The organism is Frankia sp. BMG5.60 (genome assembly GCF_059428125.1).
Window position 1 is genome coordinate 7,575,147 of sequence record NZ_CM182091.1, and the last position, 18,256, is coordinate 7,593,402.

Below are 18,256 nucleotides of genomic sequence, written 5' to 3' on the forward strand. Positions count from 1 at the left end.
CGCGCTCATCGCGCCGAGGTCGTGCTCATCTCCGGCTCCGCCATCGGCAGGGTAGGCGGGTCCCCGGCCGTCTCCGGCACCGGCCAACGGGCCGAACCCGCCTGGCCACCCCGCACTGAGCCCCGCCCATGGCAGGCACGGCAGCGGCGCCGGTAGGTCTCGCGACCCACGCCGTAGAAGGCCTGCCCCTCGCCACGGCAGCGCGGGCAGTCCAGCTCGACGGCACCATGATGGCGGCCAGGAATCAGGCGGGCGGCGAGTCCGGCCGCCAGCGCGGCGAGGACGACCACCACCACGTATCCCCACCGACCGTCCGCGGAGGTCTGCCGGCCGACGACGCCGGCCCCGACGAGCAGGACGGTACAGAACGCGGTCACCGCACCCAGAGCTCGCATAGCACACCGTTTCATCGAAGGAACCTGATATCCCGTTTCTCCCCTCGTTCCGGGATGCGCACACCACCGACGCGACTGATTTCGTCGTGGCCTGAGCCGTCGTGGCCTGAGCCCGGTGGGCGCCGCGCGCGGGCAGCGATCGGTGACGTCGCCCGAGGGAGTCATGCGCGAAGGCATCGCCGCTGTGTGGTCGGTGCGCCGCCGATCGACCCGTCGCCGCCTGCCTCGTCGGGCACGAGTCCGTGCTGGTTCACCAATCGTCTGCGCACGGTTGGCGTCGTGCGTGCCGGTCTTGCCCGGATCGCCCTGCCGGCGCTGTTTCCGGCGCATTCGGTGCCTCCCGGAAGGAAAACAAAGTGCTGTGTCCACTGCAATGGAGTCGGCGGTTGCGGTGCGGATTGCTCGTTGCGGTGCCTTGCATTCGGTCCGGGCTCGGTAAACCGGCCTGTATGGCACCGCAGCCGGCCACGGGCGGGGTGGGTACAGTCCTGTGTCGGCCGAGCCGCGCCCGCTCCGGCCATCGGCGGCTGTGGGCACATCAGGTGTCTGCCGTCCCGTCCGTTGCGCGGGGTCATGGCCGTGGCCCTGGTCGGGGTCCTCGGGCTGACGCCGCACTCCGGCCGGCCGCGAAGGGAAAGGCGTCCGGCATCGGGACGTACCGCCCGAACGGATGGGTGGCGGGGCGTTCAATGGAGGCATGACACACCCGCTGGGACACTTCGCGAACGGCCAGCCCGCGGGCCCACCGTTCGCTCTCGAGGAGGGCGACCGGATGTTGCGGGTCCGCCTCGACGGTGGGCAGACGTACGCCAAGCAGGGGTCGATGGTGGCCTACCGGGGGCGGCTCGACTTCGCCTACAAGGGCCAGGGCGTGGGTGGGTTCCTGCGGCGGGCGGTGACCGGCGAGGGCCAGGACCTGATGAAGGTCACCGGCCGCGGGACCGTCTGGTTCGCCGAGTCGGGCAGCCACATCTCGATCTTCACCCTCGACCACGACAGCCTGACGGTCAACGGCCGCAGCCTGCTCGCGCTCGAGTCCGGGGTGCGCTACAAGGTGACCACGACCTCGGGTGGGCTCGGGGCGATGATCGCCGGTGGGGTGTTCAACACCGAGGTCTCGGGCACCGGCGGAGTGGCCGTGCTCTGCCTGGGCTCCCCGCTGGTACTTCCGACGGACGAGCCGGTGTGCGTCGACCGGGACGCGGCCGTCGCCTGGACCGCGGGCGTGCGCACCCGGGTCGTGTCCACCTTCAAGATGGGCAACCTCGTGGGGCGCAGCTCCGGGGAGCTCGCGCAGATCGAGTACTCCGGTCGGGGGGGCTTCGTCGTCGTCCAGTGCGGCGAGACTCCGGCCGCCGGCACGGCCCAGGAAAGGCACTGACCCGCCTGCCGTACCGCCACGGACGCAACGTCGCGGACGCAACGTCGCGGACGCAACGTCGCGGACGCAACGTCGCGGACGCAACGTCGCGGAAGTACGTTGCCTCCGCAACGTCGCGCATGCAACGCAGAGTAGGGACCGCGGCGCAGGAATCGTGATCGTGCAGGGAGCCGAGATGTCGTCGCCAGCAACGCCTCCGGCGGGCGCCGCCCTGGCCGGACGAGCCGGATGGCCCGCACGGGGGACTCGCACGGAGGGCTCCGTCGAGCCCGGACCCGACGTGCTGCTCGACGAGCTGCGATCGATGCTCGCCGGCCAGGGGTTGCCGGTCGCCGTCGACCCGCCGGCGCCGGACACCGCCCGCACCGGGGGGACAGCCGGGTTGCCAGCCGCGCTGGGCTGGGCCGCCAGCGGGCTGATGTGGCTCACGGGCCCGCCCGGACGGGCCCCGCTGGTTCCCGACGGCCCGGTGCTCGGCCGAGCCGAGGCGGCGGCCCGGTTGTTCACGGAGTTGTCCCGGCAACTCGGCCGGGCCGTCCGGCCCGATGTGGCCACGCTGTTGGGCGGTCGGGCCGCGCTGCTGGGATTGCACCGCCGGGGCACCTGGTCGGCGAACGGGAGCTGCCGCCTGCTGCCGGCCGCGGACGGCTGGATCGCCGTGAACCTCGCGCGGCCGCACGACGTGGACGCCGTGGACGCCCTTGTCGGCGCTCTTGGGGATCAGATCGGACTCGTGTCGGCCGACCCGTGCCTGCATCCCGTAGAGCAGGCGTGGACGGTACTGAGCGCGGCGGTGGCCGCCCGGCCGGCCGCCGATGTGGTCGACATCGCACGGCTGCTCGCCATCCCAGCCGGCGAGCTGGACGGGCCCCGCCGGCCCAGGCCGGTTCGGACCCTGCCGACACAGGTTTCCCGGCCGACTCGAGCCACCCGGCCTACGGCGTCTGCGCCGGCGTCGCCCCTGATCGGGGCCGTGGGGGCCGCGCCAGGCGTCAGCGCCGAACGACCGCTGGTCGTCGACCTGTCCGCCATGTGGGCGGGTCCGCTGTGCGCGCACCTGCTCGGCGAGGCCGGGATGCGGGTGGTGAAGGTCGAAAGCGTGCACAGACCGGACGGGGCACGCCGCGGCGACCCCGAGTTCTACGACTGGCTGCACGCCGGCCACGAAAGCGTGGCCCTGGACTTCACGACCCCGGGCGACCGGGCCATGCTGCGTCGCCTGGTGGATCGGGCCGACGTCGTCATCGAGTCGTCGCGGCCGCGTGCCCTGGCCCAGCTCGGGCTCGACGCCGCGGAGCTCGTCGCCGCCCGAGCCGGGCGCACCTGGGTGAGCGTCACCGGCTACGGGCGGGCCTACGCCAGCGCCCATCCGGGCCCCGACCCCGTCGCGTTCGGCGACGATGCCGCGGTGGCGGGTGGTCTCGTCGCGTGGGACCGCTCCGGCGGCGGTGGCACCGCGAGCCCGGTGTTCTGCGGCGACGCCATCGCCGACCCGCTCACCGGCCTGTTCGCCGCGCTCGCCGTGGCTGCCTCCGTGCTCGGCGGCGGCGGCCATCTGCTCGACGTCGCCATGCGGGAGGTGGCCGCCTGGGTGGCCGCACCGCCCGATCAGGGGATGGGCCCGCCCGGCGAGGTGGAGCCGACCGGGTCGGTGCCGTGGAGGGTCACCGGTGGCGATCGGGACGGCTGGACCGTGCACCAGGCGGGGCAGACGCAGCGGGTCCTGCCGCCGCGTCCCCCGCAGGGGGGGACCGGCGCGAGGGAGGCCGGCCGGGCGCGGGCCGCCGCCTCGGGGGCGGACACTCGCGCCGTCGTCGACGCGCTGTGCCCGGGGTGACGGCCACGGGGTCCGCCACGGCCGCCGCCCCGGTTGTCCAGCCCTCTCGCGGCCCTGTGACGCTGCCGGCCGATCGCGGGCACACTCCCTGACCGGTCGCGCCGACGAAACGCCTCATCCGGTGACCTCTCGGCCCGCCTCGCTCGCCCCACCCGCCTCGCTCGCCCCACCCGCCTCGGTTGCCTTGTCCGTCCCAGCCGCCTCGCCCGTCTTGTCCCTCCCACCCGCCTCGCTCGCCTCGCCAACGCCCGTCTCACCGGATCCGCCCTTCTCGCCCGTTCGAGTCAGACCTTCCTGCGGTGCTGATCGAGTGGCCCGGCCGGGGTCCTCGCCGGTGGGCGCGTCGACCGCCGGGTCGGTGGGCGCGTCGTCGCCGAGCAGCCGACCCGCCGGCTGGGTGGCGGCACGCAGCGGTCGGCGGTCGGGATCGACGATGTCGCCGGCATGCACGCGATCAGCCGGGCCGGAGCCGCCGGGATCCTCCCGATGGGTGCCCTCATGGTCCGTCCGGTCCAGGGCCCCGCCGTCGACGGCGGGCGGGTCCTTCCAGGAGATCTCGGTGGCCGCGTCGAAGAAGGCGTCGACGGTCGACCTCGGCTCGCAGAGTCGAGCGTCGCGCCCGGCGACGGCCGCGGCGGGGCTCGGGTCCCCGTCGGAGGTCGGGCCCCCGGTGGGACCGGCCCCGGTGGGAACGGCTCCGGCGGGGAGGGCCGCGGCGGGGAGGGTCCCGGTGGGGAGGGCAATCGGGGGCGAGGGGACGCCTCCGGGGGCATGGGCGGCCCGGGCGGGCATGCTGCCGACGGGCAGGCCCGGGCTGCCCCCGCCCGAATGGGCTGCGTCGTTGCCCACCCGTTCGGTGGGCAACGCGGGGCCGCCGGCCGCTGCCGCCGCGGTCGGGTCCGCCGAGAGCGACCGGGGATCCAGATGCCCGACGGCGACCGCCAGCCCGACGAGCCACAGGTACCACAGCAGCTCCCCGACGACGCGCCCGGTGACCGCGGCATCCACCCCGAACGGCAGCAGGACCCCGCCGAGCACACCCCCCGCGGCGAGGCCGCCCCAGCCGGTGAGAGCGATGGCGGCCGCTCTCGGCAACGCGGGTCGGGCTGCCGGCCGCCGGGTCATGCCGGCCCGCGCCGCGCGGGTCAGCAGGACGACCGTCCAGCTCGCCGTCAGCAGGCAGGCGAGGACCTCACCGATCATCACCCCGAACAGTGTGCGTGCGGTGTCGAAGACGGCGGACGCATGGTCCGCCTGGGCGGGGATCGCCGCGCGCCGGGCCAGCGCCGGCACGGTGATCAGCCAGAACAGCAGTCCGGTGAGGTGCGCGCCGGCGGTCGCCGCGCCCAGCACGGTCAGCAGGGGGCGATGCGGACCGCGCGGCAGCAGACGGACGATTCCCACGGTGATCGGCAGCAGCAGACCCGCGGCGATGCCGGCGAGCACGACACCGATGCCGATCGCCAGCCGGTGCTCTCGCACCACCGCGAGGGTGTCGGCCGGAGGTGCGCTGAGCACCTCGGGGTAGTCGAGCGCATGGCGCAACTCGGTGAGGCCGACCGCGCCGCACACCGCGCAGACCAGCAACAGGGCGGCGGTGGCGCGCTGGCCCGTGGACATCGAACGCGACTCCTCCCGACCGACCCGAGCTGGCGGGGTGGCGGCCGGGCAGGCACCCACCGCGCGAACCAGCCCCCTCCGCGCGGCGGAGGTCGTGGCGGGATTGTTACACCGCGTGACCTGCGGGGGACGGGTGGCCCGCCGCCCGCCCGGGCCAGGCCGGCCGCGGCCCGCGGACAGGCCCGGACGAACCGGGCACCCGGCGATATCGTGGCCGAGTGCGCGTGAGCGCCGACCCCGCGCCGGTTCACCCGGGACGCCGACGACTGCCAGGAGAGGCGAATCAGTGTCCGCCACCGCCGTCCGTTCGTTCCGGATCCTGCTCGTCGAGGACGACCCCGGTGACACGCTCATGGTCACCGAGGCGCTGACGGACCGGGGGTTCGACCACGAGCTGCACGTGGCCGCCGACGGCGTCGAGGCGATGCGCTTCCTGCGCGACGCCGCGGCGCCCCGGCCGGACCTGGTCCTGCTCGACCTCAACATGCCCCGGATGGACGGCCGGGAGGTCCTCATGTCGGTCAAGGAGGATCCGGTCCTGCTGACCATCCCGGTGGTCGTCCTGACGACCTCGGACGCCCCGACCGACGTGCTGCGCAGCTACAGTCTGCACGCGAGCGCGTACGTCACCAAGCCCGTCGACTTCGACGCCTTCATCCAGGCCCTTCATCGGATCGACGACTTCTATCTCGGCCTGGTCCGTCTGCCCGGAAGCTGAGCTCGTCCCATCCGCCGTATTAGTGGGCGCGGCGGGGCATCGCACGCCGATTCCCGGGGGTCGCCCGGTGGTGAACCCGGCTGTGATTGCGGCGGATCGTCCCCGTCGTGCATACCACCTACGGGTAGCCTCTCCTAGCTTCGGGCAGCCTTACCTGTACCGATGTTCGGATCGTTGTGACGGGTCGGGAGTGTCGGCTCGCTGCGAATTACGCATCCTTGTGATTTGCTGGTGCCTCGAGGGTCGTAAGCCTGCCCGGTCCGGTCGATCTGTGTCCCCGTCGTCGCAGATGGTCGGTGTCCGGTCGCGGGCCGCCGGGGTGAGCGGAGCAGCCGGCCGCCCCGCCCCGGCGCGGTGTGGGACGTCCGGCTGGAAACAGTCGACGGAAAGGTGTGGACCGATGGCGACGCGTGGTGACACGGAAATCATAGAACTGCTCAACAGTGTGCTGACGAACGAGCTCACAACCATCAACCAGTATTTCCTGCACAGCCGGATGCAGCGCAACTGGGGTTATCGGCGGATCGCGGAGCACTACTACCACGAGTCCATCGACGAGATGAAGCACGCCGATCTGCTCATCGAGCGTGTCCTCTACCTCGGCGGCCTGCCGAACCTGCAGCGGCTGCACACGCTGCGCATCGGCGAGACGGTCCCCGAGCAGCTCGAGATCGACCGGTCCGGTGAATTCGAGGCCGTCGACGTGCTGCGTGGCGGCATCGCGCTGAGCCGCGAGCGCGGCGACATCGGCTCGGCGGTCCTCCTGGAGCAGATCCTCGTCTCCGAGGAGGAGCACATCGACTGGCTCGACGCGCAGCTCGAGCTGATCTCCCAGCTCGGTGCGGCCAACTACCTCAGCCAGCAGATCCACGAGGACGACTGACACCTCCGCGGGCCACCCCCGCCCGCGACGCCGAACGCGCGCGCCCCGCCACGCCCCCGGCATGCGGGGCGTCGCCGCCGCGTGGGCACCGCGGTGCGGCGGCCGGGCGCGTCACCGGTCCGAGCGGGTGCGGCTCACGCCGACCGATCCGGTCGGCTGGGGCGGTCCGCTGGCGGCCCGGCGGCTCCTATTGCGGCCCGTTCGGCCCCGTCGCGCACGTGCGGGCGGGGCCGAACGGGCGGCGCCGAGGATTGTCGGGGACGTTCGTACGGGGTGGTACCCCGGCCGGCCCGCTCGGCTGTTCCCTGGGTCACCGAATCCCGTCCGCCTCCTCGTCGCCGTCACCGGCTGTTATTGGTCGGAGCTATGGGCGATCCTTCTCGCGGGACGATGTCCGGTCTCGCTATGCAGGACCGATCCTCCTGGCGATAGTGTCCAGTCGGGCGTTCGCAGCACCTGACGTCGACGTCCACAGGGTGCCGTCTCGGCGGCTCACCGGAGGAGGAGAGGGTCGATGGGCATCGCCAGGCCCCGCCGACCCCGGCTGCCCGGCCGGTGGCCGCCGACGTCGCCGGAACCGCCCACCTGAACCGCCGGGAGCCCCCGCGTGGGTGCCCCCGAAAAATCCCTTGCGAATGGAAAGGATCGTGCTCTAGTGGCGACGTACACGCTGCCTGACCTGAAGTACGACTATGGCGCACTTGAACCGTCCATCATCGGACAGATAGTCGAGCTGCACCACGACAAGCACCACGCGACCTACGTCAAGGGTGCGAACGACACCCTTGAGAAGATCGCGGAGGCGCGCGACAAGGGCGACTTCGGCGCCATCGTCGGCCTGGAGAAGACGCTCGCGTTCAACCTCTCCGGGCACATTCTCCACTCGATCTACTGGGAGAACCTCTCCCCGGACGGCGGCGACAAGCCGGACGGCGCGCTCGGCGAGGCCATCACCGCCGACTTCGGGTCCTTCGACGCCTTCAAGGCGCAGCTCAACGCGGCGACCACGACGGTGCAGGGCTCCGGCTGGGGGGTGCTGGCCTACGACGCCACCGGCCAGCGGCTGCTCATCGAGCAGGTGTACGACCACCAGAGCAACGTCGGTGTCGGCAACACCCCGCTGCTGGTGTTCGACGCGTGGGAGCACGCCTGGTACCTGCAGTACAAGAACGTCAAGGCGGACTACGCGGCGGCCCTGTGGAACATCGTCAACTGGGCCGACGTCGCCGAGCGTCTCGCGAAGGCGAAGGCCGCGGCGGCCGTCTGAGTCTGATCGCAGCACCGCCGCCCGGGGTCCACGCCCGCTCGAGTCCGGTCCACCGGACCCGGGCTGGTGGGGGCACGGGCCGAGGCGCGCGGCGGGGGTGAGCCCCGTCGCGGCGTCGTGGGCGAGTCACGGCGAGGGCATCACCCGCTTGGGTGGTGCCCTTGCCGTCGTTACGCGCTCCGCCGTTCTGTGATCCACGAAAGTGATGTAGCGCACAGCAAGAACCAGTTGACGGATGACGGCACGACTACCCAGAGTAGTAGTCATGTCTGTGGACGCACGTCAGTCCGTTCGACTCGGGCACGGGGTCTCCCTGTCGCCGTCCTCCTCCTCCTGGCGCTGTCGCTGAGCTGATCCGCCGGGAGCGACCGACCTTCGGTCGGTCGCCAAACCTCGTCCGTCAGACGAGGGTGGGCCGCCGCCGAGAGACCTCCCCGCCATCCCTGAAGCCCCCGCTCCCGCTGGCTTGCCGGCGCCGCTTCGTCCTTCGGCCGGCGAGCCGGCCGTATCCCGGGAACCGGCATCGTCGCGTTCGGCGTTGGGACAGGCGGGGGACCAGGCCACCGCCCGGACGCCCACTCGCGTGACCCGCCCGGACCGGCCACCCCACGCACGACCATGCTCCTGCCGCGTCCGCGGCACGCCCGGTGATCAGGCCGCGGCGATCCGTTTCCTTCGAAGGAGACCAGGCGCCGATGATGTCGCCGTTCCAGCCCCTGTCCCTCGCCGATCGGCAGGCGGGCACCTATCCCGCCGTCGCGGCGCCACGCTCCGCGCGCCCGCTCGTGGCTTCCACCGCGACCCCCGCTCCGCGCAGCCCCGTCGCGACACCCGTGCGGCCGGCCGCCCGCGCCACCCTCGCCCGCCGGGACATCCGGGCCACGATCGCTGCCCTGCCCGGCCGCGGGGAGGACCCGGCGGTCTTCGACGCACTCGCCGACCGGCTGGCGCTCGACGGCTACCTGCTCACCGTCGTCCCCGACGGCGGTAACCGGGTGTCCGCCCTGGTCGAGGGACGGGTGCCGGGCACACCGTTCGTGTTGCTCGGCTCCGACACGGGCGCGCTGGCGGCGCTGGCGATGGTGGGCTCGCCCGCCGTGCGCCCCGATGGCCTGGTTCTGCTCGGCCTGCCGCTGCTGCACCTGCCCGTGGCCGGTCTGCCCGTCGAGGAGCCCTCGCCGCGCGCCCTGCCCGACCTGCCGATCCTGCTGCTGCACGGCGCCGACGACGAGATCAGCCCCCTGCCCCTGGTGCGGATGACGACCCGGACCGCGCCGCGCGCCGAACTCGACGTGGTCCTCGGCGGCCACGACGTGCTCACCGGGTCGGGACGGCGCAGCGTCGCGGCGCGCACCGTGCTGTTCCTGGAGTCCCTGCTGGACGCCTGAGCCCGGCCCCCGGCCTCCCATCCCCCGCCATGCCCCGCGATGCCCCGCCCCCGCCCCGCCCCGCCCCCGCCCCCGCCCCGCGCCCTCGTGCGGGGCGCTGCGGTGATCGTGCCGGTCGCGCCGACGCGGTGGCGCCGGCCGGTCTCCCAGCGTGAAGGCGCCTGCATATCTCGGGCATACTGAGCGCACATCGGGCCCGCGTGCGCCGCCGCGGTCGCCGCTGTGGGGGCCGGGGATCGGGGAGAAGCGGGGGTACCGGGGTGTCGTCATCGTCGCCGACGCTGCCACGGAGGCGGCCGCGCACGGCCGCCGCCCTGGCGGTCGGCCTGCTCGGAGCGTCGCTGCTCGTCGTCCTGCTCGTGCCGGCACGCGGGAGTTCCCACGATCCGGGGACGCGCTGCCGAAACGTGAAGATCTACACCGGGCAGGCGAACTCCCCCTACTGGGTCGTCGCCCAGGAGCTGGGCCGCGAGCTCGTCCGGCGCCATCCCGGCTGGGGGCTGACCGTCGACCCGGTCGCCACCGACGGCAGCGCCGACAACCTCTACCGGCTCCAGGACGACGGGGCCGCGCCGTGCTCCCTCGCGCTGACCCAGCTCAACGTCGCCGTGGACGCCACCTTCGGCATCTACCAGTTCGACTACCAGAGTGCGGCCCGGTTCCGCCGCGGCACCCTGAACCAGGTCAACCGGCTGCGCACGCTCGGACCCGCCTACTTCGACCTCGTGCATGTCATCGTCCGCCGGGGCGAGGTGTCGAGCCTGCGCGACCTGTGCGGCAAGACCGTCTCCGGCGGCCTGGAACTGTCCGGCTCCCTGCAGATGAACGACGTGCTGTTCGACAACGTGTGCGCGCTCACGCCGCCGAAGCTGCCGCTGCCTCACGTCGTCTACCAGACGCTCGGCGAGGGGATGGGTTCGCTGACCGATCCGGCGTCGTCCACGGACCCGGTGCGGGCGGTGGTGTGGGTGGCGGCGCCCTCGGAGATCCTCGACGAGCGGATCCGCCGGCTCGGCGGTGCCGCGAGCGGACTGCAGCTCCTCCCGATCGACCGGTACCGCGAGGGTTTCGGCACGCACTGGGACCGGTACTACGGGCAGGTCGCCGGCGCCGGGTTCGTCCGTCGCGACGGCGCGCCGGGCATCTTCGCCGACCGGACGATCGCCGCCGGCACGTACAGCGGGGTGAACCAGCCGACGGCGACGATCGGCGCCCCCAACGGCCTGGTGGTCCGCGACTCCGTCGACCCCGGGCTCGCCGTCGCCGCGGCGAGGATCATGGCCGACCGGCCGTGGCTCGCGGGCGTGCTGGGCCAGGCGGCACCCGCCGCCGTCGCCCACGCCCACAGCGACGCGCTCGAATCCGACACCGACGCGGGCGGCAGCGAGTACCGCCAGCTCTGGCGCAACCCGGTGTTCTGCCTGGTGCCGGTCCTGCCCGCCGTCGCGTCCGCGCTGCGCGAGTACACCTCGCAGCAGCACTGCGGACTGTCCTGACGGCCGCTTCCGAGCGGGCTGCCCGGCCGCGGCGCGGGTGGGCCCTCAGGCAGGCAGGTACCCGCGGCGCACCGCTTCGTCGATCATGACTCGGACGTACTCCCACAGCGCCGGGGAACCGTCCTCGATGGTCGTCCGGTGGGTCAGCACGTCCGCCCTGGTCACCCCGTGCGGGCGCCAGGTGCTCCCGCCGGTGTAGAAGTTCAGCAGCAGCGGCTGCACCCGGTCGAGCGCCCGGGCGAACCGGGAGTCGGGGGTGCGCCGCGCCTCGAACTCGTCCCACAGCGCCCGCAGTTCGCTCGCCTGGTCACCGGGAAGCTGCGGGAACAGCCGATCGGCGGCGGCACGCTCGCGTTCGGCCTGGCCGGCCGCGGCCTGCGTGTCGTACAGGAACGTGTCGCCCGCGTAGACCTCCACCAGATCGTGGATCAGCAGCATCCGGACGACGCGCGCCTGGTCGACCTCCGCCGCCGCATACTCGCCGAGGACGACGGCGAGCATCGCCAGATGCCAGGAGTGCTCGGCGTCGTTCTCCCGGCGGGACCGGTCGATCAGGTGGCTCTGCCGCAGCACCGACTTGAGCTGGTCGATCTCCAGCAGGAAGGCGATCTGCCGGGCGAGGCGCGCGTCGGTGATCCCCGGGGGCGGCTCGACCGGCCGTCCCGTCGGACCCGCGGGCTCGTCGCGGACGGGGGATGGGATCGTCGACACGTCGCTGCCTGCTCCTTCCCCGGTGCCCCGCCACGGCCGCCGCCCGACGCGGCGCCGCCTGGTCGGGGGGCATGGGCTCGACCGATCCTCCCAGACGGACAGGACGTACGGAACGGACGGGACGGACGGGACGGACGGGACGGACGACCGGGCATGGCGCCTCGCCGGCTCGGGTCGGGTGAAATCACCGCGTGAGGTAACGGGATCCGTGGGATACGTATACGCTCGGTGACCGTGACGGTTGTAGCGTCGCCGCCGCCTGCTCCCAGCGGAGGGCCGGATTCCGGGCGCCGCGGGGGCGTCCGGCGAGGGCGCGAGGGTAGGGCGTCCGGGGCGCCGGTCCCGCCCGGCCCGGGCTTGCTCCTCCGGGCCGCGCGGCTGGCGCGCACCGTCGCCGCGCGCTGCGATGCCGGCGTGCGGCTGGTCGGGCTGCTCGGCGTGCTCGTCGTCGCACTGGCCCTGTTCGGGCTGACCCTGCGCGGTGTCGTCGCCCACCGTCTCGACGCCACCGACGACCTGGTCACCCGGCAGGGGCGAGCGCTGGCCACGGCCCAGGAGCTGCGTGCCGCGCTGTCCCAGGCCGACGCCGCCGCAGCCGCCGAGCTGTTCGCCCCCGTCGAACTGCTGGTCGACAAGGGTGAGCCGGCGGCGGAGCTGCGGACCCGCTACGACGGGATCAAGGCCGGTCAGCCCTTCGAGGCGAGCGTGGCCGAGGCGGCCCGCGACGTCCTCGACCTGCGCCGCCTCGACCCGAGGCTGTGCGCCACGGATCCCGATCCCCGGCTCGGGCCCCTCGTCCCAGATGCGGCCGCTCCCGATCCGGTCGCCGCGGCGGGGGACGGCGACGTCGACAACGACCTTCTGATCGCCCCGGACGGGCCGGTCGACGGGTCGGACCAGGCCGGCGGGATGGAACCACCCTGGTCCGACCCGGGGGGTGCGGATGCGTCCGGCGGTGTGCGACCGGCGGGCGGGCTCGGCGCCGCGGGAGCCGGGGGCGCGGCGGGCGGCTCGTCGGGGGGGTCGTCGGGGGGCGGGGCGTCCGCGGCGTGCCCCCTGGACCTGCTGGCCCAGGGCATTCCCGTCTACAACGGGATGGTGGAGCGGGCCCGGGCGAACAACCGCGCGGGCCTGTCCGTGGGCGAGGCCAACCTGCGGGCCGCCTCGACGATGATGCGCACCGAGATCCTCCCCTCGACCGAGGTCCTCGTCGCCCGCTACGCCGCCGCCGTCGACCTCGCCTACCAGCGGGCGACCGGTTCGCAGGGGGAGTGGGCCATCGTGATCACCGCCGGCTTCGCGCTGGGCTCGCTGGTCGGCGTGCAGTTGCTGCTGGTACGTCGCACGAACCGGTTGATCAACCCGGGCCTGGTGGTCGCGACCGGCGCGGTGCTGGCGGCGGTCGTGTGGACGGCGGTGGCGTTCGGCACCCAGCAGACCCGTCTGGACACCGCGCGCGATGCCGGCTATCGGCAGATGACGCTGCTCACGCGGTCGAAGACCCTCGCCCTGGAGGCCCGGGTCGACGAGAACCTGTCGCTGACCGCGTTGGGTAACGGCGTCCGCTTCGACGAGCACTTCGCCTGGGTGACCCGGGGGCTGGGCTTCGACTCGGCCGGTGACCGGCTGCCGCCCGAACCGGTCACCCGCCGCGGGTCCCTCGTCGTGGCTCTCGACAGCCGTCAGGGTGCCGACCTGCCACCCGGGTTGGAGGCGGACCTGCGTTCCTGGCTGCGGGTGCGCGACTCCGTGGTGCGGCTGCTGGCCTCCTCGCCCGACTCGGTCGTGGCCGCCGCCCACGGACCCGGGGACGTCGGCTCGTCCGCCGGTGGGGATGCGCGCTCGTCCGACACGTTCGGCGAGGCCGTCACCCGCACCCTCGGGCCGAGCACGGCCGCGTTCACCCGTTTCCTCGGCAAGCTGGACATGGCCGTCGACACCGCCCGCGGTCGGTTCGAGGGCGACGTGCGCCGGGCCGCCGACGCCCTGCGGGCCCTGCGGCTGGCCGGCCCGGCCCTCGTGCTCGCCGCCATCGTCGCCGCCGCGGCCGGCATGTGGCCGCGACTGCGGGAGTTCCTTTGAGCCCCCGCGACGGCGCCGCCCGCCTGCGCCGCCGTGCTCGCCTGCGCCGGGGTGCCCGGCTGGTCGCCGCGGGGCTCGCCTGCTGCCTGGCCCTGCTGGGCAGTGCCGGCTGCAGCACGGCGCGCAGCCCGCTGCCGATCGAGGCCGGCCCGCTGCCGCGTTCCCCGGCGCCGCCGGCCGAGCCGACGCCGGCGCCGGCCGGGGCGGTCAATCCGGACGGCACCTGCCGCCAGGACGGCCGGCCGGTGCGCTCGACACTGCCGCCGCTGGACCCGATGCCGGCACCGGGTCGCATGCCGGCCGGCAGCCGGATGCGTGCGATCGCCCAGGACCGGGGCTACCTGCGGGTCGGCATCGTCACCGACGCACCGCCCGCGGGGCTGATGAACTGGCGCACCCTGCGGCTGGAGGGGTTCGACGTCGGCATCGCCCGCGCCGTCGCCGCGGCGATCTTCGGATCGGACGACGTCGACGACCACATCCAGTTCCGGGCGGTCACCACGTCGGAGCGGGAGGACCTGCTGCGATCCAACATGGTCGACATGCTCGTCGCGACGATGACCATCACCTGCGAGCGCAAGCGGCAGGTCCGGTTCTCCAGCGTCTACTACGAATCGACGCTGCGGCTGCTGGTCCGCCAGGAGGCGGGCTTCACCGGCATCGCGGACCTCGCCGGCCGGCCGGTGTGCACGTCGGCGGGCAGCACGGCCAGCGAGAAGCTCGTGCGGCTGCCGGCGCCCGCCCCGCGCGTGGTGACCCGCTCCCGCATCGCCGACTGCCTGGTCGCCCTCCAGCACGGCGACGTCGACGCGATCGTCGGCGACGACGTCCTACTCGCCGGGCTCGCCGCCCAGGACCCGTACACGACGGTGCTCGGCCCGCAGGCGTTCGGGGCGGCGTTCGCGGCCGGCGGGCGGCTCGACGAGCCCTACGGCATCGCGATGCCGATCACCGGGGACAGCGCGGGGGACGACGGGTTCGTCGCGTTCGTCAACGGGGTGCTGCGGCAGATCATGCTTGACGGCACCTGGTCACGGCTGTACGATGAGTGGCTGCGTCCCGGGTTGCGCGTCCCCGGCCGGCCGCCGCTGGCCGTTGCCGACACCCCCTGAGCCCGGCGGGCGCCGGGCCGGGCACCCGGATCGGCCGGGCGGGTCGGAGGGTCAGAGGAGCGTGCGGGGGCGGGCGTGGTTCGCCCGGTCGACGAGCCGGACCCGGCTGGCCCGATCGGGGGTCAGCCGGGCCATCTCCCGGTAGGTCTCGGCCAGCCCGAACCTCAGCTCCCGCTCGACCATGGCCCGACCGAGCAGGGTCGGGGACCGCGGCGAGTCGGGCGGTGGGTGGCCCGCGGGGACCAAGGCCAGGGCGGCGGTGAAGATGTCGCGGCGCAGCTCGGCGCGGCGTCGTTCACCGAGGTCGAGCAGGGGGTCGGCCAGCAGCGCCGCGGCCCGCAGCAGCGCCGCGGACCCGGCCGCCGGGGAGTCCGTCCCGGGGACGCGGGCGACCAGGACGCCGATCATCCGCGCCCGCGACGCCGTGTAGGCGGAGGAGGAGCGGGGCACCCGCTGGTAGGCGTCGATCTTGCTGGTCGGGTCGGTCCGGCACCGCGCCAGCCCGAACGCGGCGCTGGTGACGCCGGGGTCGATGGCGCCGACGACGTCGAACAGCTCTCCCGCGCGCTCCCGGGCCGCCTGGCGCTCCCGTGCGGAGCCGGCGGTGGCCGCCACGTCGGCGAGGGCCGTCGCAAGGGCGAGACGGGGGGCGAGCTCCCCGGGAACCTGCGAGTACACCCGGTCGAAGGCCGCCGCGGCCAGCCCCGGCCGCCGCGCGACCAGGGCGGCCAGCCCGCGGTACCAGTCGATGCGCCACTCGCGGGGGGCCGCCGCGGCCGCGGTGTCCAGGGCGCGGGCCGCCTCGCCGAGCTGCCCGGCGCGGATTCTCGCCCGGGCCAGCGCCAGACGCACCTCCGTGGTCACCGGGACGATCGCGGCCAGCCGGGCGGCGAGCGCCGCCGGGTCCTCCTCCGGGCCGGCGGTCAGCGCCGGCGCACGCGGGTCGTCCTGATCGACCCGCAGGTCCGGCAGCACCTCCCAGGCGGCGGGGGGTCCGGCCGGGCCGGCCTCCCCGGTGGGATGCCCGGTCGCGTCGAACCATCGGCTCGCCAGCGGTGGAACCGGCCCCTCCGTCCGGGCGACGATCTCGTAGAGCACGCCGACCAGCTCGTCGGCCAGTTCGGTGACGCTCTGGAAGCGCCGCTGCGGGTCGGTCGCGGTGGCCCGGCGCAGCAGCCGGTCCAGCGACTCGAACTCCCGCAGCGGCAGGTGGGCGCGTCGCGGGGGCAGCACGTGCCGGTAGGCGTCGACGAACCCGGGGAAGCGGCCGAGGACGAGCCGGGCCAGGGTCCGGGCGACGGCGAAGGTGTCCGTCGTCACCGACGGCGCGGCCCGCTCGACGCCGCCGGGGCGTTCGCCGTCGTCGTCGAGCTCGGGCGCGCGATAGCCCGGTGTGGACAGGTAACCGGAGACCATGTCGTCCAGGCGGCGGGCCCCGCCGAGGTCGATGAGCTTCACCCCGGACGCGGTGACCATCACGTTGTCCGGCTTGAAGTCGCAGTAGACCAGGCCCATCCGGTGCAGGTGGCCCAGCGCGGGCAGCACCCGCAGCAGATAGCGCAGCACGTCCGCGGGGGGTGGTGGGGCGGGCCGCCCGTCCGGACCGGGCGGCCCGGTGTCGGCCAGCCCGGTCAGGGAGACCCCGGGCACGTACTCCATCACGATGTAGTCCTCGCCCTCGTGGGTGACGTAGTCGAGGATCTTCACGATCGCCGGGTGGGACACCGTGGTGAGGATGCGGCGCTCGCCCTCCGCGATCCGCCGGGCCTCCGGGTTGGCCGCGTCGAGCAGGCCCTTGAGCACCACCCAGGCCTGTACGTCGTCGCCGCCCAGATTGTCGTCCGTGGCCGCGTACACCCAACCGAGGCCGCCGTGGGCGATCACACCGTGCACGGTGTACCGGCCGACGCGTTCGCCGGGGCGCAGCTTGACGGTGAACGAGTAGCGGTGGCCGCACCCCCCGCACGTGCCCTCGAGCGCGACCGTTCCCGACTGGCCCGGACGGGCCACCGGCGCGCCGCATCCGGCACACTCCCGCAGCCCCACGGGCACGCTCGGCGCCTCCAGCAGCGGTGGGGTGGCACCGAGCGGTGGCCCGATCCGGCGGGGCAGCCGCAGCGGGTCGCGAGGAACACCGGGCGCGGGGCCCCGGCGGGGGGAGGAGATCGTCCGTGGGACCGGCACCGCACCGGCGTCGACGGCCCGCTCGCGGCCGTCCTCGTCGCCGTCTCCGGGCCGGGGCGAACCGGTGAAGCGAGCCCGGGTGGGCTCGGTCGGCTCGAGCCACCGGGCGGACCCGGCCGCGCCGCCGGTACGGCCGTCCCCCAGCGAGTCCGACCGATCCTCGCGATGGTCCCCGTCGGGCAGCGTCGCGTCGTCCTCCGCCATGCGTGCCTCTCCGTCGACGTCCGCGGCCCGGCTGGGGCGCTGCCGTGCCGTGCCCGTGCCGTCAGCCTGCCATGGGCCCGTCCGTCCGTCGTGGTGGAGCTCCCTTTACTCCTGACACGGATGGTTCGACCGTGGCGGCCCGACCGTGCCCCAGAGGTCGGCCGTATGCTGACGGCCTTCTGGACTGTGACCCGGGCATGTCCCGCTTCGTCGGCCGGAGCTCGCCCGGTGTTTGCACGGTTACGCGCGTGGGGTGTGGCGGTGAACAAAACCGGGACCGGTGGGATACCCACCGCATCACCCGGATTCCGGCCGGGCGCCCGACGAACCGTGCGCCGGGACCAAGGGCCCGGCTTCCCGGCGGCGCGTCTTCCGGGCGGCGGCCCCGGCCGGCCGGAATCGGCGGCCGCTGCGCCAGGACGGCGACGGCCGCACCGGGCGCGGGGAATCGCCCGCCGTCGACCCCGCACACGCCCGAGGGCCGACCGGATTGCCCGGTCGGCCCTCGAAGCAGCTCCCGGACCCGAGCGACGCCGCTGATGGGCGGGTCGCCGGGCGCAGGCTCAGCGGAGGTCAGTGGTGCACCGGCCGACGGTTGTGCACGGCCCGGTAGATCAGCAGCGCGATGATCGCACCGATGATGGAGCCGATCAGCCCGGAGGGCTGGAACGCACCCTCGTCGAAGTCATGGCCGAACAGGAGGTAACCGAGGAAACCACCGATGAAGGAACCGACAAGGCCCAGGACAATCGTCGCCGGAATGCTCATCGCATCGCGACCCGGAACCACCAGGCGGGCGACCGCGCCAGCGACGAGCCCAAGCAGAATCATGGTGAGGATGAACCAGAGCACGAGAGCCTCCGCAATTTTGCCGTGGCCGGCGGCGGTGCCGGGGTGCGCCGCTTTCCTGTTCGCCGGGATGATCGCGGGTTGTATCCCCGGTGCGGCTCCCGTCAAACTGGCCGATTTCGCAAAAGG

The 18,256-nt window shown here is 74.0% G+C and carries 14 protein-coding genes; 9 read left to right on the forward strand and 5 right to left on the reverse strand.

Annotation, left to right across the window (positions count from 1 at the left end):
- Positions 1–5: 5 nt before the first annotated feature.
- Positions 6–395 carry a cytochrome C gene (locus tag AC5R91_RS31045; RefSeq protein ID WP_495394831.1) on the reverse strand — a complete coding sequence of 130 codons (390 nt, stop codon included), beginning with the start codon at positions 393–395 and terminating at the stop codon, positions 6–8.
- Between the two features lie 697 nt (positions 396–1,092).
- Between AC5R91_RS31045 and AC5R91_RS31050 the strand changes: the two genes are divergently transcribed.
- Both AC5R91_RS31050 and AC5R91_RS31055 read left to right on the forward strand, forming a co-directional pair.
- Entirely contained in the window at positions 1,093–1,776 is a 684-nt protein-coding gene (locus AC5R91_RS31050; RefSeq protein WP_495394832.1) for an AIM24 family protein, read from the forward strand.
- 175 nt (positions 1,777–1,951) lie between these two features.
- Positions 1,952–3,613: a CoA transferase gene (locus AC5R91_RS31055; RefSeq protein ID WP_495394833.1), complete on the forward strand. Its 1,662-nt coding sequence runs from the start codon at positions 1,952–1,954 to the stop codon at positions 3,611–3,613.
- 114 nt (positions 3,614–3,727) lie between these two features.
- On the opposite strand, the gene AC5R91_RS31060 is transcribed toward AC5R91_RS31055, so the two are convergent.
- On the reverse strand, positions 3,728–5,233 hold the full coding sequence (locus AC5R91_RS31060) for a hypothetical protein (protein WP_495394834.1): 1,506 nt from the start codon (positions 5,231–5,233) through the stop codon (positions 3,728–3,730).
- 286 nt (positions 5,234–5,519) lie between these two features.
- Between AC5R91_RS31060 and AC5R91_RS31065 the strand changes: the two genes are divergently transcribed.
- From AC5R91_RS31065 to AC5R91_RS31085, 5 genes are all read left to right on the forward strand, one after another.
- Positions 5,520–5,951: a response regulator gene (locus tag AC5R91_RS31065; protein WP_495394835.1), complete on the forward strand. Its 432-nt coding sequence runs from the start codon at positions 5,520–5,522 to the stop codon at positions 5,949–5,951.
- A gap of 400 nt (positions 5,952–6,351) precedes the next feature.
- A complete protein-coding gene (gene bfr, locus AC5R91_RS31070) occupies positions 6,352–6,834 on the forward strand; it encodes a bacterioferritin (RefSeq protein ID WP_495394836.1) in 483 nt (160 codons plus the stop codon).
- A 655-nt stretch (positions 6,835–7,489) separates the two neighbouring features.
- Positions 7,490–8,101, forward strand: coding sequence for a superoxide dismutase (locus AC5R91_RS31075; protein ID WP_495394837.1), 612 nt, complete (start codon positions 7,490–7,492; stop codon positions 8,099–8,101).
- Between the two features lie 695 nt (positions 8,102–8,796).
- Entirely contained in the window at positions 8,797–9,489 is a 693-nt protein-coding gene (locus AC5R91_RS31080; RefSeq protein WP_495394838.1) for an alpha/beta hydrolase, read from the forward strand.
- Positions 9,490–9,749: 260 nt separating this feature from the next.
- Positions 9,750–10,985, forward strand: coding sequence for a TAXI family TRAP transporter solute-binding subunit (locus tag AC5R91_RS31085; protein ID WP_495394839.1), 1,236 nt, complete (start codon positions 9,750–9,752; stop codon positions 10,983–10,985).
- A gap of 45 nt (positions 10,986–11,030) precedes the next feature.
- Here AC5R91_RS31085 and AC5R91_RS31090 read toward each other — a convergent pair whose 3' ends face one another.
- A complete protein-coding gene (locus tag AC5R91_RS31090; RefSeq protein WP_495394840.1) occupies positions 11,031–11,696 on the reverse strand; it encodes an HD domain-containing protein in 666 nt (221 codons plus the stop codon).
- A gap of 357 nt (positions 11,697–12,053) precedes the next feature.
- Between AC5R91_RS31090 and AC5R91_RS31095 the strand changes: the two genes are divergently transcribed.
- A complete protein-coding gene (locus tag AC5R91_RS31095; protein ID WP_495394841.1) occupies positions 12,054–13,778 on the forward strand; it encodes a GlnX family signal transduction membrane protein in 1,725 nt (574 codons plus the stop codon).
- Positions 13,775–14,890 (forward strand): glutamate ABC transporter substrate-binding protein, encoded by a 1,116-nt coding sequence (locus AC5R91_RS31100; protein WP_495394842.1) that lies wholly within the window; start codon positions 13,775–13,777, stop codon positions 14,888–14,890. The genes AC5R91_RS31095 and AC5R91_RS31100 overlap by 4 nt, the downstream gene beginning before the upstream one ends.
- A 51-nt stretch (positions 14,891–14,941) precedes the next feature.
- On the opposite strand, the gene AC5R91_RS31105 is transcribed toward AC5R91_RS31100, so the two are convergent.
- Positions 14,942–17,278: a serine/threonine-protein kinase gene (locus AC5R91_RS31105; protein ID WP_495394843.1), complete on the reverse strand. Its 2,337-nt coding sequence runs from the start codon at positions 17,276–17,278 to the stop codon at positions 14,942–14,944.
- A 573-nt stretch (positions 17,279–17,851) separates the two neighbouring features.
- A complete protein-coding gene (locus AC5R91_RS31110) occupies positions 17,852–18,109 on the reverse strand; it encodes a GlsB/YeaQ/YmgE family stress response membrane protein (protein WP_495398097.1) in 258 nt (85 codons plus the stop codon).
- Positions 18,110–18,256 lie beyond the last annotated feature (147 nt).